Origin of the sequence: Rhodococcus sp. WY5, assembly GCF_018588185.1 — a bacterium.
GTDB lineage: Bacteria > Actinomycetota > Actinomycetes > Mycobacteriales > Mycobacteriaceae > Rhodococcus_F > Rhodococcus_F qingshengii.
The window spans coordinates 189,137-204,219 of sequence record NZ_JAAMPR010000004.1 but is presented as its reverse complement, the minus strand read 5'-3'; the positions used below and the strand labels follow the sequence as shown (position 1 = coordinate 204,219).

10 protein-coding genes are annotated in these 15,083 nt (G+C 63.8%); 6 read left to right on the top strand and 4 right to left on the bottom strand.

Going from position 1 to position 15,083, the window contains the following annotated elements; translation table 11 throughout:
- Positions 1–124 precede the first annotated feature (124 nt).
- Together G4D79_RS32740 and G4D79_RS32735 are read left to right on the top strand one after the other, a co-directional pair.
- A complete protein-coding gene (locus G4D79_RS32740) occupies positions 125–652 on the top strand; it encodes a hypothetical protein (RefSeq protein WP_118604587.1) in 528 nt (175 codons plus the stop codon).
- The gene (locus G4D79_RS32735; protein ID WP_238704760.1) at positions 553–5,901 is read left to right on the top strand and encodes a helicase-related protein; all 5,349 of its coding nucleotides are present in this window, start codon (positions 553–555) and stop codon (positions 5,899–5,901) included. The genes G4D79_RS32740 and G4D79_RS32735 overlap by 100 nt, the downstream gene beginning before the upstream one ends.
- Before the next feature lie 121 nt (positions 5,902–6,022).
- On the opposite strand, the gene G4D79_RS32730 is transcribed toward G4D79_RS32735, so the two are convergent.
- The gene (locus G4D79_RS32730; RefSeq protein ID WP_118604579.1) at positions 6,023–6,412 is read right to left on the bottom strand and encodes a hypothetical protein; all 390 of its coding nucleotides are present in this window, start codon (positions 6,410–6,412) and stop codon (positions 6,023–6,025) included.
- Between the two features lie 823 nt (positions 6,413–7,235).
- Between G4D79_RS32730 and G4D79_RS32725 the strand changes: the two genes are divergently transcribed.
- From G4D79_RS32725 to G4D79_RS32710, 4 genes are all read left to right on the top strand, one after another.
- Positions 7,236–7,646, top strand: coding sequence for a hypothetical protein (locus G4D79_RS32725; RefSeq protein WP_223304641.1), 411 nt, complete (start codon positions 7,236–7,238; stop codon positions 7,644–7,646).
- Entirely contained in the window at positions 7,643–9,214 is a 1,572-nt protein-coding gene (locus tag G4D79_RS32720) for a relaxase/mobilization nuclease domain-containing protein (RefSeq protein ID WP_042925476.1), read from the top strand. Before G4D79_RS32725 ends, G4D79_RS32720 begins: the two co-directional genes overlap by 4 nt.
- Before the next feature lie 109 nt (positions 9,215–9,323).
- Positions 9,324–9,800 carry a hypothetical protein gene (locus G4D79_RS32715; RefSeq protein WP_042925479.1) on the top strand — a complete coding sequence of 159 codons (477 nt, stop codon included), beginning with the start codon at positions 9,324–9,326 and terminating at the stop codon, positions 9,798–9,800.
- On the top strand, positions 9,797–12,145 hold the full coding sequence (locus G4D79_RS32710) for a hypothetical protein (RefSeq protein ID WP_075835957.1): 2,349 nt from the start codon (positions 9,797–9,799) through the stop codon (positions 12,143–12,145). Before G4D79_RS32715 ends, G4D79_RS32710 begins: the two co-directional genes overlap by 4 nt.
- Positions 12,146–12,213: 68 nt before the next feature.
- Here G4D79_RS32710 and G4D79_RS32705 read toward each other — a convergent pair whose 3' ends face one another.
- The 3 genes from G4D79_RS32705 to istA all read right to left on the bottom strand — a co-directional run bounded on the left by G4D79_RS32705 (position 12,214) and on the right by istA (position 15,072).
- On the bottom strand, positions 12,214–12,543 hold the full coding sequence (locus tag G4D79_RS32705; protein WP_214514826.1) for a CPBP family intramembrane glutamic endopeptidase: 330 nt from the start codon (positions 12,541–12,543) through the stop codon (positions 12,214–12,216).
- A gap of 196 nt (positions 12,544–12,739) precedes the next feature.
- Positions 12,740–13,531, bottom strand: a complete 792-nt coding sequence (gene istB / locus G4D79_RS32700; protein WP_003944771.1) for an IS21-like element IS1415 family helper ATPase IstB — start codon at positions 13,529–13,531, stop codon at positions 12,740–12,742.
- Positions 13,531–15,072, bottom strand: a complete 1,542-nt coding sequence (gene istA, locus G4D79_RS32695; protein ID WP_030538069.1) for an IS21-like element IS1415 family transposase — start codon at positions 15,070–15,072, stop codon at positions 13,531–13,533. Before istA ends, istB begins: the two co-directional genes overlap by 1 nt.
- Positions 15,073–15,083 lie beyond the last annotated feature (11 nt).

Sequence of the window (15,083 nt, the reverse complement as noted above, 5' to 3'; positions counted from 1 at the left end):
GGAGGTGAGTTGCCTGTGGCACGAAGGCCGCGCAAATCGCGCGAATCCGAGGGACAGCTGAGTCTGGAAAGTTTGTGGGCCGACCCCGATCCAAGACCGTCGACAACGACCGAGAGGAAGAACAATGAGTACCCCGATCTATCTGGAGCAAGTGCGGACCTACTTTCGGAACTATCTGCCGAGTCGGGTCGCGACGCTGGAGGATCCGGAGAGTTACTTCGCGGAGCTGGCAGAGGCGATAGCCGAGCAGGTGGCAACAGTGAGCGCGCAACTCGAAGTAACCTCACGCCTCCCGGAGGAGAGCTATTTGCAGAGAGTGGGGCGGTTGAACGCGGTGCGGGCTCAGGCCCAGGAGCTGGCGTTGACGGAGATTCTCTATTCGATTCCACCCGAGACATCCCAGAGCGACGACGTGAGCAACGCGCGGGACGTGGAGTTGGCGACGGCGACAGCGGAATCGAACGAAGTCGATCGCCGGTTGGAGATGGAAGAGGAGTCGGCGGAGGCGATCGATTGGGATCGCAGGTTCCCGCACCTGATCGAGGAGGTGCGCTGGATGCAGAGCGATCACGGGAACCTCAGCGAGGAGGAGAAGAGGGCGCAGCTCCAGGCGATCTTCGCAGCTCAGGCCGCCGCCCGACCGAAGGGCTGACCCGGGAGGTACCGAGAGATCAGACTGCGAGGGCCGCCGACGAGCAGAGCCTTACCGCGGACGCGGTTGACGCGCTCTACGCCGGGGACCTCGATGTCGAGGATTCCGAGGAGATTCGGTTCACCCCGTACACAGAGGTCGGAGCTGATGGCCGACTGAATCGGGTCGACGGGCGCAGTGACGCGACGAGTTGGCGGCCGCCGCTGGACATGCCGCCGGTTCCGAGCGGTATCCGCGCCCGCATCTCTGCAAATCTCGATGCGATCCGGACTCTGCACCGGATCGAGGAGCACGGTAAGTCGGCGACCGCAGAGGAGCAGCAGATACTTTCGCGCTGGTCGTCGTGGGGTGCGGCTTCGCAGATCTTCGACGATTCTCGCCAGGACTTGCGTGATGACGCGGCCGAGCTGCGCGCGCTGATCGGAGAGCAGGCCTGGCTCGCCGCTCAGCGCACGGTCCTCAACGCGCACTACACCGACCCCGCTATCGTGGCGGCGATCTGGGACCACCTGGGGGACTTGGGTTTCACCGGGGGAGAGGTTCTCGAACCGGGTAGCGGGTCGGGAACGTTCATCGGGTTGGCTCCACGAGCTGCGCGGATGACGGGGGTGGAGTTGGACCCGACGACCGCCCGCATCGCGGCGCAGCTGTACCCGGCGGCGACGATCCGCACGGAATCGTTCGCGGACACACCGCTGCCGGAAGGCACGTTCGACGCGGTAGTCGGCAATGTGCCGTTCTCCGGGGCGAAGTTGCATGATCCGGTACACAACCTGGGCAATCATTCGATGCACAACCACTTCATTCTCAAGTCGTTGGCTCTGGTCAAGCCAGGGGGAATGGTCGCGGTCATCACCTCTGCCTTCACGATGGACGCGCAGAACCCGTCGGCGCGACGTGAGATCGCGGGCAGGGCAGATTTCTTGGGCGCGATCCGATTGCCGACCGGCGCTCACCGCAGAACGGCCGGCACCGACGCTGTGACCGACGTGCTGATTCTGCGTCGCCGCGACGGCATACCTGTCCCGGTGGGAGGGGATTTCGAGCGGACGCTCGAGAAGTCAGCGACCCGGGCGGGCATGCTGGACGGGGATGTCCCGGAAGTGGCCACGGTGCGGATGAACGAGTACTTCGAACGTCACCCGGAAATGGTGCTCGGCACGGTGGAAGTCGGTCACGGCATGTATTCCTCCGACACGGTGAAGGTCAATGCCGGTGATCGGGATCTAGTTTCGGATCTGCGCGGCGCATTGGCTCAAGTGGCGGCCCAAGCGCGGGGTGCCGGTGTAGTGCATGCGCCACGCGGCATCAGTGCGGATGAGCGGCGGGTGGCCGCTGTCGTCGGGGGTAGCCCAGCACATTTCCCAGGGCACATCAGTCTCTCTCCGGATGGGGAGTTCCGGCGCCGAACGGTGTACGGGACGGACGAACCACTGACGGTTCCGTCGAGTCAGCAGCGCGAACTTCGGGGCCTTCTCGGTATTCGTGATGCGACCGTGGCGTTGCTCGAAGCGGAGGCCGCCTCTGCGCAGGACAACGAGTCGATCGGTGATCTGCGTTCGGTGTTGAACGCACGGTACGACGCATACGTCGATCGGTACGGGCCGATCAACAGATGTTCATGGCATCCGAGCGGGCGCTTGGACGCGGACACCGGCGAGCCGGTGTTGTCGGTGCGACGGCCGCCGGTGATGCGAACGTTCCGCGAGGATCCGCACCAACCGGCTGTGATGGCACTCGAGGATTACGACGCAACGACGGATACGGCGTCGAAGATGGCGATCATGAGTAGACGTGTCGTTGCTCCACGCACACCCCGCCTCGGTGCCGACACTCCAGCGGACGCGTTGGCGATCTGCATGGACACCCACGGCCGTATCGATATCGAAGTCGTCGCGCACCTGCTCGGTGTCGAGGAGCAAAGCGCGCGAGAGCAGTTGCGCGGCCTGGTCTTCGCGGATCCCGAGCAAGGCGGTGCGCTTGTTTCGGCAGCGGAGTATCTGTCCGGTGATGTGCGCGCAAAACTCTCGGCAGCGGAGGCGGCGCTTGTCGACGACCCGCATACCTACTCGGAAAACATTGCGCCGCTGTCGGCTGTCATTCCTGAGGACTTGGGTCCGGCTGAGATCGATGCTCGACTGGGTGCGGCGTGGATCGAAGCGGACGATGTGGAGAATTTCCTGCAGGAGGTTCTTGGTGACACCACGATTCTGGTCTCGCGGGGTGTCGGTTCGGAGTGGCGGGTCAATGGCGGTGTCGGTGGTGTCCTTTCCACCGAGGAATTCGGCACGGAGCGGGTGCCGGCACCGAAACTTGCCGAGTACCGGCTACGGCAGAAGGCGATCCGTGTCTACGACCCGGACGAGGACGGAAACTCGCGGATCTTCAACCCGACTGAGACGGATGCGGCCAACGAGAAGGCCGCGCAGCTCGGCGAGAGGTTCGCGGAGTGGGTGTGGGAGAACCCGCGACGGGCTCAGCGATTGGCGGACGAGTACAACCGCCGGTTCAACGGGATCGTGTTGCGGTCGTATCCGACCGAACACATGACCTTGCCTGGACTGACCAAGGATTTCACTCCGCGGCCGCATCAGTTGAGTGCCGTCGCACGGATGGTGGCCGAGCCGAATGTCGGGTTGTTCCACGCTGTGGGCGCGGGCAAGACGGCCGAAATGGCGATGGGGGTGATGGAGTTACGTCGACTCGGTTTGGTGAACAAACCGGCGATGGTCGTACCGAATCACATGCTCGATCAGTTCTCGCGTGAGTTCCTGCAGGCGTATCCGCAGGCGCGTGTTCTCGCTGCGGGCACTGACGATCTTGCCGGAGACAAGCGGCGCGCTTTCGTCGCCCGTGCCACGACCGGCGACTGGGATGCCATCGTGATGACGCGTGGCAGTTTCGCGCGGCTGGTGGTCAGCAATGAGACCGCGCGCTGGTACCACGACAGGGAGATTGCGCCGAGGCGGGAGTATTTGGCAGCACTCAAACGCAACGGGGGTGCGGGGCGAACGATCAAACGCACCGAGGATCTGATTCTGAAAGCGGAGGAAAAGCTCAAGAGCAAATTGTCGGGTCCGGTGGATCCGGGAATCACCTTCGAGCAGACCGGGATCGACTACCTCGTCGTCGACGAGCTGCACGACTACAAGAATCTGTCCACGGACACCAACATTCAATCGGCCGCGATCGCCGGTTCTCAGCGTGCGCAAGATCTGCACATGAAGATCGAGTACTTGCGGGACAAGCACAACGGGAGAGCGGTCACCGGAGCAACGGCGACCCCGATCGCGAATTCGATCACCGAGGCATACGTCATGCAGCGGTACCTGCGACCCGATCTGATGGAAGCTGCCGGGATCACGAATTTCGATCAGTGGGCGGGAACATTCGCTTCCACGAAGGCGGAGTTGGAGATGTCGGTGGACGGCAACTCCTGGTCGCTCAAGGAACGGGTATCGGGTTTCCGGAACGTGCCCGAGTTGCTGAAGATGTTTCACGTCGCCGCTGATGTGAAGACGGCGGAGGATCTCGACCTTCCGACACCGGCCATCGCGAGGCGGGGCGACGGGCAGCGAGTTCCCGAACTGATTTCCGTCCCGGCGACGCAGGCTCAGCGTGATTTCGTGATCAGTCTCGGTGAACGTGCGGATGCGGTCCGCAAAAAACTTGTCGAGCCGACCGTGGACAACATGCTCAAAATTTCATCGGAAGGGCGCGCAGCGGCGCTGGATCTGCGCTTGCTCACCCGCAAGGCCCACACCGCACAGGAACTAGCCGCAATTGAAGACGGTGACGATTTGTTCGCCGACGCCGGGACGGCGTTGGAGGAGGCACAGGCCGACTCCGGACACAAGATCGGTGCGGCGGCTACGTGGTTACACCGCAATTGGGAGGAGAACAAGGACAACGTCTACATCGGGAAGGACGGCGCTCCGCATCCGCGTCGGGGCGGGTTGCATTTGGTGTTCTGTGATCTGGGAACGCCGGGGGAGGGGTGGAACGTGTACGACGAACTGGCATCGGAGCTCACTACGAAAGGCGTGCCGCGCGAGCAGATCGCGTTCATCCACGACGCCAAGACCGACAAGGCCAAAGCGGCGATGTTCGCTGACGCGAAATCCGGGAAGATCGCGATCTTGGTCGGGTCGACATCGAAGATGGGGGTGGGGACGAATGTGCAGGACCGGGTTGTCTCGTTGATGCACATCGACTGTCCCTGGCGGCCGGCCGATCTGGAACAGCGAGACGGGCGCGGCGTCCGGCAGGGAAATCAGAACGCTGAAATCAGGATCGGGATCGCCATCACCGAAGGAACATTCGATGCTCGGATGTGGTCGACGCAATCACGGAAAGCCACTTTCATCAATCAGTTCATGAGAGGCAGCCTCGACGTCCGCGAGATTGACGACATCGGAGACGCGGCGATGAACGCGAACGAAGCGGTGGCCATCGCTTCGGGCAATCCGCTGGTGCTGGAAAAGGCGGAAGTTGATGCCGAGGTCGGGAAACTGGAGCGTTTGCGAAGATCTCATCAACGCAGCCAGTCCATGCTGGCGTTGCGTGTCCGCGAATCCGAATACCGGATTCCGGAACTCGAAAAGAGCATCGCCACGTTCACCAGCGCGATCGAACAGCGGGTATCGACTCGGGGTGAGAAGTTCGTGATCGAACTCGACGGGAGCACAATCGATTCTCGAATCGAGGCCGGCGACGCGATCGCCGCGCGGTTGTATGCGCTCATCGAAGACAGATCATCGCATTGGAAAGAGATCGACGGCGGTCGTATCGGACGGCTGGGCGGCTTCGAGTTGTACGCGCGCAATGTGCCGAACGGGCGCAGCGCTGACGCCGCGATCGTGTTTCCAGACATCGACGGTCATGCGGTCACGTTCAACGCGGGCACCTTGCGCAACGGTGGTGTCGGTATCGCAGTGAAGCTCGAGAATGCGATCGAGGGAATGGACCGCCGGTTGGCCAATGCCGAACGCGAACTCGCGACCGCAGTCGGAGAGAAGGGACGATCGGAGGCGAGACTCGGGTTGAAATTCGAGCACGAGGAACGGCTGGACGCACTCAAGGTGCGCAAGCGCGCGATCGACATCGAGCTTCGTGGCGATCCGGAACCAGAGGCAGGCGAGGAATCCGAGCCGACCCCGCAGAGCGATTCGCGTGCCGTCGAGCGCTCACGTCCGTCACATCTGGACCGAAGCGGCGGGCCGTCTCCTGGTGTGAACCGTGACCGCTGAGCGATAGGGGCGCACCACGTAGTCGCGCCCTGAACATGGATCTGGCTCCACCCGAGACATCGGGATGGAGCCAGATTCATTTTTTTGTGGATAGTTGCCTGTTGGTTCGTTGTGGTGCCGGTCAGTGGGCAGGGTTGGTGCCCGAAGCGACCGGAGTGGGTGGTGAGGTGGGTGTGGACGGGGAAGCGATGTTCCCCTTCTCCTTGCCTGCTTTTGCTCGTTTGCTCACGGCTGCGAGAGCGGCGGTGGGCTTGAGGTCGATCTTCTCGAGCGCGCTGACTTTCGCGCCGCCTTCACGCGCTGCCTCGTATGCAGCGGCTACGGCATTCTCGGTTGCTTCTTCGCGTGCGATCAGCTCACGTTGACCACGCTCGCGTGCCTCGCGTGCGAGCTTCCATTCACCCATCTTCACCGCGAGGTCACCGACGAGAGTTTCGACCGAGTTTTCGACGAGGGCGGCTCGGTACGCCGATGCAGCCTTCTCGGCGGCGGAATTCTTCGTTGTGGCCATGTGGTCACCGGTCCTTTCAGTTCGAATGAATCTACTGTATCGAATGGTTCGTCGTGTTGTGAATCCGTGCGGGCGAAGCGCGGAGTCTTTGAGTGAGGAGAGGTCGTGGAGTATCGCCGTTGCCGGAGGTGTTGTCCCCGGCCTGGGTGTCCGGGGCGGCGTTGTGTGCAAACCAGACGCGGAGCGGAGGAATCTGGTTTGTGCCCAATGCCGAGTTCCCCGGTGCACAGGTTGGGGGCAACACACCAGGTTCGGATGGGCGTTTTCCGCGCGCAGCGTGGTGGTGTTCGCCGCGTAGCGGCGGCCCGTTGCCCACAGATGGGGATGGCGCATGCCGCTCCTCATGTGGATGCCCGAGATTTTTCCTCTCGCTCCGCTGCGTCTCGGGCACCCACAATCCTCGCGCGCCACCCCCAAGTGTGGACGACGGGATCGGGCGGTCAGCTTCGCAGGTAGACGTCGCGGCTAGTGGGTGGCGAGCAGAGAAGAACGCGAAGGGCGGGGCTGCCGCGAGGCCGCTTCGCGACCTCTTGCCTGATGAAGAATCCGCGCAGACGCGAGTTGGGTGTGGGCCGGCGGGGTTGCTCGGGTGCGTGGTGATCGCGCGTTGTGCATTTCCGCAGGAAGCAGGCAGGTCTAGTGGAAAAGCAGAGCAAGATATTCTAAAACCCAGGGGTTTTAGCTTGCGCCTGCCGCGGGCGTGGTTCAGACTCGAAGGGGTTCGAGGTCTGAGCACCCCGGCGGCGGGGTGGATGTCGCCGGGCGGCCGGCGAGTGAGGTCCAGTCGAGGGTTCGTCTGGACGGTTGAGGAGCTGGGTTGAGCGTGAAGGCGAAGCGAGGTCACCGTTCGCACGGTGTGGTCGTTCGTTCGCGTCGCAAGGAAGCTCTGTTCACTCCGGACGAGTACGCGTTGATCGAGCAGGCTTCGACGATGAGGGGCTTGAAGTCGGGGGCATTCATCGCGGCGTCTGCGGTCGAGACGGCGAAGGCGATGACCACAGGTTCAGGAGAGAACGCTCCGGCGACGGTGCACGAGTTGCGCGGTGTCGCGGCTGAGGTGCGGGAGTTGCGTCGATTGTTGGGGAACGTGGCCGGCAATCTCAACGATGTCGCCCGTCATGCGAATTCGACGGGGCAGCTGGGCGGTAATGCTGATGCTGTCTTGGAGTTCACGCGGCGCACGAACACGAAGATCGATGCCTGGCTGATGGAGCATCTTCGGAGCCTGCGGTGATCGACAAGATCGTGAAGGGTTGGGATGCGAAGGGGTTGGTCCGCTACCTGATGGGGCGGGGCGATCACAACGAGCACACGCGCCCGACGGTGATCGGGGCGTGGCAGTCCGACCCTGGCGCGTTGCAGCCTGATCTGGTGGGGCCGGGAGATTTCGACTTCGATCCGGCGGAGTTCACAGCGTTGCTCGATCACGTGAACGCGACTGCCGAGGCGGCCGAGTTGCCCAGGCGTCAGCCGCAGACAGGTGAGCCGGGGTACACCAAACACGGATACGTGTGGCATTGCTCGCTCAGCCTGTCGGCGGAAGAGGGGAAGCTCTCGCACGCGCAGTGGAACGAGATTGCACGCGATGTGATGGACCGAACCGGGATCGCTCCGGAAGGTGACGCCGGTGGGTGCCGATGGATCGCGGTGCATCACGGTCAGTCCACAGAAGGCAACGATCACATTCACATCGCCGCGGTGTTGGTGCGCCAGGACACGGGTCGTCGCTTCCACCCGAAGAACGATTTCGGAGTGACCCGCACGGTGATGCGGGATTGGGAGGATCGACTCGGTTTGCAGGCGACCGCGATCAACGACGGTTCTGCAGCACCAGCGGCCAGTCGCGGCGAGATCGAGAAAGCGGCGACCCGGATGCGGCAGGGTTACGAGGGGCTGAGCCGGGGAGAAGCCGGTAAGGCCGCGAAGATTCAGTTGCGTCAAGTGGTGACCGAGACCGCCGCGATGAGCGCGGACTCGGAGCAGTTTCTGTCCGAGCTGCGCTCGCAAGGTGTGCTGGTGCACTTGCACCGCAACGACGACGGAAAGATCGACGGATACGCGGTCGCTGATCCCGAGGACCGCGACGCGAAGACCGGCCGCCCGATCTTCTTCGGAGGTAGAAAGTTGGCTCCGGAGCTCTCGTGGGTGAAGTTGTCGGCGCGGTGGTCCGGGGATGCGGCATTGGCGGTACCGGAGACCGGGCGGGCGCATGAGGTGTTGTCCTCGATCGCGGGAGTCGTGCGCGGGAGCGCGGTCGCAGTACGCGGCAGGACCGAGTCGCCAGTGGCGGTGGCGAAGAGCGTGCAGCCGCTGTTGGCGGTATGGGCGAGGGTCGCGGACGGTGCGCAGCGGCGCGGGGAGCTGAGCCGCGCGGCGTGGTCGTTCGATCGGGCAGGACGGATGCCGAAGTCCTTGGAATCACCGCCTGCGGGAGAAATGGCGCGGGCGTTGCGTGCTTCGACTCGTCAGTTGTCGAGAGTAGGACTGGTGTCCGGTCGCGGTATGACCCGTGACGCCGGGCTCGAGTTGGCGTTGGCGTTGTCGGAATTGTTGTTGGAGATCGCGGCGTGGCACGAGGTATCGAAACGCTCGCATCACTGCGCGGCGGCCACCAGGTCGGCTCGTTGCGTGGGACGTTTCGCGGACGAAGCGGGCCGCGGAATGTCGGGTGCTCCGCGCACCACTGCGGCAGTAGTCGACAGTGTTCGTGATCGCGCGCCTTCGCGCGGACGTACACCAAGAGCTCCGGCGTCGAGCACGCCGGAATGGTTGCCGAGGAGAGGGGAAGAGAGGAAGTTGTGATCGCAGGCGCGTGATCCGCCGCGTACAAGTCCACATCGTCGGGAGTCGCCACCCATTGCATGCTGCGAGCTGTGCTCGTGGCACGACCGACGAGTTGGAAAGGGCAGCGATGACTGACCCCACGAACGACAATGTCACCGATCGAGGTTCTACTGTTTTCGCTGTGTCACTGATGTACCGAGCTGTCGACTCGCCGGTCAGTGAACTGCATTCGACACATCCTTCTCTTACCCGAGCTGTGGAGAGTCTTGCCCGCCACGTGCACGCCGCCGCAGTCGATCCGATCGACGACGTGCGTGTGGCCATCGTGGAGGAGCCACACGGGCAAGACGCGGTCGTTGTGTTCGAATACTCAGGTGCAGCGGTGGAGGTGATCCGCGCCTTCGATGCCTTCGCGAGCACAGTCCCTTCATCGTCTAGTCCTGAATCGGTGAAAGTGATCCGTGCATTCGATGCATTCTCAAACACGGAACACTCGGCGACTGCTCCTGCTGCGGCATGGGAACGAGCGGCGCAGACCTTTCTTGCCCCGGCGCCCTCTTCGCCGACAGCGCCGGCGGTCGTATCGGACGGAGAGCAGAGATGAGTGAACACGACGAGGTTCCGACGTTCTCGCTTGGGCGTGGTGACGCGATGCGATGGATGATGGCGATGCGCGCGGGCGCGGATCTGATGCGCACTGTTCGCGAAAGCAGGGGGCGCGCGGCGTTCGAGGACGCGGAGAACGTGGCCCGGATCGAAGCGGTTGCTGCCGAGAACGGATTACGCAAGCTCAGCGCTGACGATACCGAGCAGTGGAATGCGGCGGCAGCGGCCGGCCGTGTCTACGCAGAGCAGCATCCCGAGTCGGGGATGACTGTGCGCATCGCTCCGCTGTCGGGAGGCCGGTACGGAGTGCAGGCGGGATGGGAGGACAACTACACGTCCACGGTGGTCGGTTCAGCCAAGATGGCGGGGGAGCTGAGGTCATGGCTCAACGAGAACAGCAACTACAGCAGCATCGATGACCTCCGCGGCACTGTGGAAGAACTACATCAGCATCAGCTCAACCTTGCGGCGCAGACGGCGCAGGAGCGAGCCACCTTCGAACGCGAAGAATCCCGACGCGTCGAGATAGCACGCTGGTTGCATCAACCCGAACAAGCGCGAGTACGGGCGATGTGGGAAGACACTTCGCATCCGGAGTTTCGCGGCGAGAACGGATTCGAAGAAAGCCGCCGCAAATTCTGGCTCAACGGTGTCTTCCAGCACGCGCAGAAGCACAACGGCGACCTCGCGAAGGCCACAGAGTGGGCACTCGAACACGACAAAGAGTTTTACGGAGACTGGAGGAAAAACGCTCCACGTGTGAACTTCCAGAACTTCGAAGAACCCGAGATGCGCGACGCCGAACGCAACCATGAGCTGGCCTTGATCGGCAGATGGGCGAGCGCCTTTGCCGCGGACAAGGAGTTCGAAGCAGCACAAGCCTGGGCCAGTGAGCACGACCCGGCGCTCTATCAGAACTGGCAGCGGGCACAAGCACAAGCAACTGGTCTGGACGAGACACGGCGCGGAGAGAAGTCGCTCATCGACGCGGTCTCAGTGAGTAAGGAACTCGCGGCAGCGAAAGCGTGGATGAAAAAGGCAGGCAACGAGCAGGTCGCGTTGGACTGGGAGTTCCCGGACGCGCACACCTGGCAGGGCGAGGACGGGGTGCAGGCGCAGTGGCTCCGTGGGCAGTGGCACGCAAGCGAGGCCTACACCGAGGGGTTGCCGGAGGCCGAGCAGATCGAGGAGGCGAACGCCTGGATGGCGTTGCCACGCAACGAGAAGATCGCGGCCGAATTTAATGAGCCGAGCGCACAGACGTGGGAGGACTTCCGGGAGGAATGGCTACGCGGCCGGTGGCGCGATGCGCAGGCGGAGGCTGCGCAGGACGCGCCGCCTCCGCCGACCCTGGCGGATCGCCTCGAGGGACGCGTCGATCAGTCGATCCTCGAGGACAAGAGGTGGGCGACGGCCGAGCGGCAGTTCACCGCGTTGGTGCGCGATGGTGCCGACCCGGACCGGCTCGCGGATGTCGTCGCCGGGATCACCTTCAACGAGAAGATCCGCTCTCCCAGCGCGTTCGCCTCGTGGAACATGCGGGAGGCGGCGACGAAGGGCCGTGTCTCGCAGAAGAGTGAGGACGAAGCCAAACGCGAGGTCGCGGAGGAATGGCTCGCGCAGGCGCAACCCGGCCATCCACTCGATCGGGCGCGGGCAGCGTTGCTCGTGGGCCAGATCGACGAATCGTTCGACGCCAAACTCGCCGAACATTATCCGGGTCTGCTCGACGGAGACCGTATGCGTGAGCAGGCGAACACCCAGGCGGCGCGCCACGACGGAAACGCCGACGCCGCCGAAAGCGAGGCACAGCGCATCGAGTACGCCGAAGCAGACGAGCGTGGACGAACCCGGTCCCGGGCGGCCGATAGCGCACCTGCTCACGACGATTCGCGGTCATCGAGCGATCAGTACGGGGAAGTCGTCGATCTCGACAAGACCCACGGCGGGTGGGACGAGGACATTCCGTTGCCCGATGAACCGGAACCTGACGAGCCGATCTACGACCACGATGTCGGGTCCGAGCGAAGCACCGAGATCCCGTTCTCGCAGGCGACGGCCGAGGAGTCGGAGCGGGCGTTTCCACTCGACGAGGTCGGTGACGGCCGCACCATCGCCGATGCGCGCGCGGAACGGTCGTACGCGGCCGGGGAGCGAAGCGCTGCGAGAGAGGAACGGGCGCAAGGCGAGGCTGCACAGGTACAGCCCACCGAGGCAGCGGCCAGAGCTGCTGGCCCGTTGACGCCACCGACCGGCATCAAACCCACGCATCGCCGGGGACCGCGTAAACCACCGGGGACAGCGCCGTCGACGGCAGCGAGAGTGGCCAAACGCGCGCTGTAGTCAGGTGATCAGGGGTCGGCGCGTTGTCATGACGCGTCGACTTTCTGTATGTGAGGGGATGGTCCTCTTCACCGGATCCAGTTCAGTACCCCATACGAGTCCAAGTTCCCCATCGCATGCGCGACGATGGCCGGCCACAACGACCGAGTTTTCAGGACCAGGGGGAAGAACACCAGCCCGAGCGTGGCGGCCGAGAGTACATTCCACGCACCGAATTCCGCGTGTGAGAAGCCGAACAGCGCAACACTGACGACGACGTACCAGCGCATGACCCCACCGAGAAGTGCTGCGCGAAGTCGCCGGTCACGGACGTGATCGCGAAACTGCCACAACGACAGTCCCAGCCCGCGAAAGAGGATCTCCTCGGCGATCACGTGGGCAACAATCGTCAGCGTCATCCACGCCACCGGAACGCCCGCATACCAGTCGTTGCGGTTCTCACCAGTGATCTCCGTGGAGATGCCCGTTACCGACCGCAGTTGTCAATGGCCACGAAGTTCTCCCCGTAGGCGGCCAGTAGTTCTCCCCGCTGGTGGCCACGGGTTCTCCCCGGTGGCGGCCAGTTGTTTTTCCCCACCCGCTTTCTGATTTGGGTTAGCTGAAGGGCTTCACCCCCTTGCCGGTGGTGGCTTCGGTGAGGCGGAAGGAGTCGCCGTCGGTGACGACGACGTGCGCATGGTGCAGGAGCCGGTCAACGGTGGCGGTGGCCAATGTTTTGGGCATGATCTCGTCGAAGCCGGAGGGGTGCAGGTTGCTCGAGACGGCAATCGCTCGGCGTTCGTAGGCAGCGTCGACGAGGCGATAGAATCCTTCGGCGGCGTCTTCAGAGACCGGGAGCAGACCGATGTCGTCGACGATGATCAGGTCGGAGCGGATGATCCTCGTCAGGGCTCGGGCGATGGAGTCGTCGGCACGGTGCCGGCGGACCAGGGCACCGAGGTCTTCGATGGTGAACCAAGACACCGCCAGCCCAGCTTCGACTGCGGCCTGCCCGAGTGCCTCGGTGAAGTGAGACTTGCCAGTTCCCGAAGGCCCACAGACGCAGAAACATTCACGCCGCCCGACCCACTCCAGGGTGCGGAGCGCGTCCTGGGTGGCGCGGGGAATCGACGATTTCGTTTCGTCCCAGTCGCCGAAGGTCTTGCCGGTAGGGAAACCCGCGCGTTTGCGGCGAGTGTGCAGGTTCGCCCGGTCCCGGCCGGCGGCTTCCTCAGCGAGGAGAACCCGCACGACTTCGGCGGGGTCCCAGCGTTGGGCTTTCGCGGTCGGGATGATATCGCTCAAGGACCTGCGGATATGGGGCAGTTTCAGGCGTTTAGTCAGGTCGATCGCCTCGGCCAACGGGTCGCCGTTAGCGCTGGTAACAGTGCGCAAAGGGGTGCTCATCAGGCGTCATCGCTTTCATCGTCAGTAGTGGCTGGGCTGGCCGGCGCTGGTGTCTGGCCGAAGGTGGACCAGGCGGCGGTGCCCGGTTGCAGAGTGTGGTTCTCGCTGCGACGGACCGGATCAGCGTGTTCGTGGGTGACTTGGTAGTCGAGGATCGAGATCAGGTCCCGATCGGCGAACCGGCCGGTCATCGCCGCCGTCCCCAACGCTCTGTCGACTGCGTCCGGGGAGTGCAGCTTCGAAAGGTCCACGGCCTCGGCCATCTTCGCCCTGATGCGGCGCGCTCCCGCGGCGGCAGCCTCGACCAGCCAGCTGTTGGCACCCTGGCCCAACTGTAGGAAGGCGAGCTCGGCGGCGGTACGAGGCTTGGGCACCCGGTCGGCGGCGTCGCGGTCTGGGCGGGGTGGGTAGTGGTCGTTGTCGAGGACCGGTGAACCGGGTTGGCCGCGGCGGTGCCGCGCGACTTCGACTGCACCGCCATCATTGTCGACGGCGGTCACGATCAGCTCCTCACCATGGAAGCGGGCCCAGACCCGAGTGTCGATCAACGTGTGCGGCACCGAATACCGCACCCCTTCCACCGAGATCGTCGACTCCCAGTTCACCCGCCGGGTAGTGCCGAACACCGCGGTGAACGGAGATTTCGGCAGCGGATGCAGCCGCTGCAACTCTTCGGCCAGCCGCTCGACCGGCCGCCGCCGAGTAGAGCTGTGGACGCGGGTGTTGACGTCGGTGCAGAACTGCCGGCAAGCCGACTCGAGCTCACCGAAAGAGTGATACTGCTCGCGCAGGTTCACCTCCTTCGGCAACAGGTCGGCTTTGGCGATCCGCACCGTCGCCTCACTTCCTCCCTTCGACTCCGGATCAGCAGGTAAACACGTCCGCAGCGTCGTGCCGTAATGCCGTGCCACCTCCACGATCTCCGGATTGCGGACCGCGATCCCGGCCACGTGATCGATCGTCGCGGTCTTCTCGTTGTCGGTGAGGACATAGACCGGAACCCCGCCCAAGCGGCGGAATGTCGCATCCAAACACGCCGCCACCGTCGGCAATGTCTTGTCCCAGATCGGGATCACCACCCGAAATCGCGACCACGCCAACCATGCGCAGAACAACGTCGTCTTCCGGCCGGAAATCGTTGGCCCGTCACCGAAGTCGTACTGTAACCACAGCCCAGGTTCGGTTACCCACGGCCGATACACTCGCCGCCGACCAGCCCGAAACTGGGCCTTCGCCTCCGCGACCGTCCGGCGCGTGGTCCGCTCACCGCCGGTGAACCCCAGCGCGACGATCCGTTCGTGGATGACATCCGCGCGGACCTTGCCCTGCGAGCGGACCACCAACTCCTCGATCTTCGGCAGAAAGTCGTCGATCGCCCGCGCTCGATGCCGCCGGCGGTCCGGCGGCTGCCCCGCAGCGCGCATCTGCACATACCGGGCCACCGTGTGGTGATCACACCCAGCCAGCTCCGCCGCCGCCCGATAACTACCCGTGAGGTCGTACGCCTCCAAAATTTCCATGATCTCCCTGCTCGATTTCATCCACCCAGCGT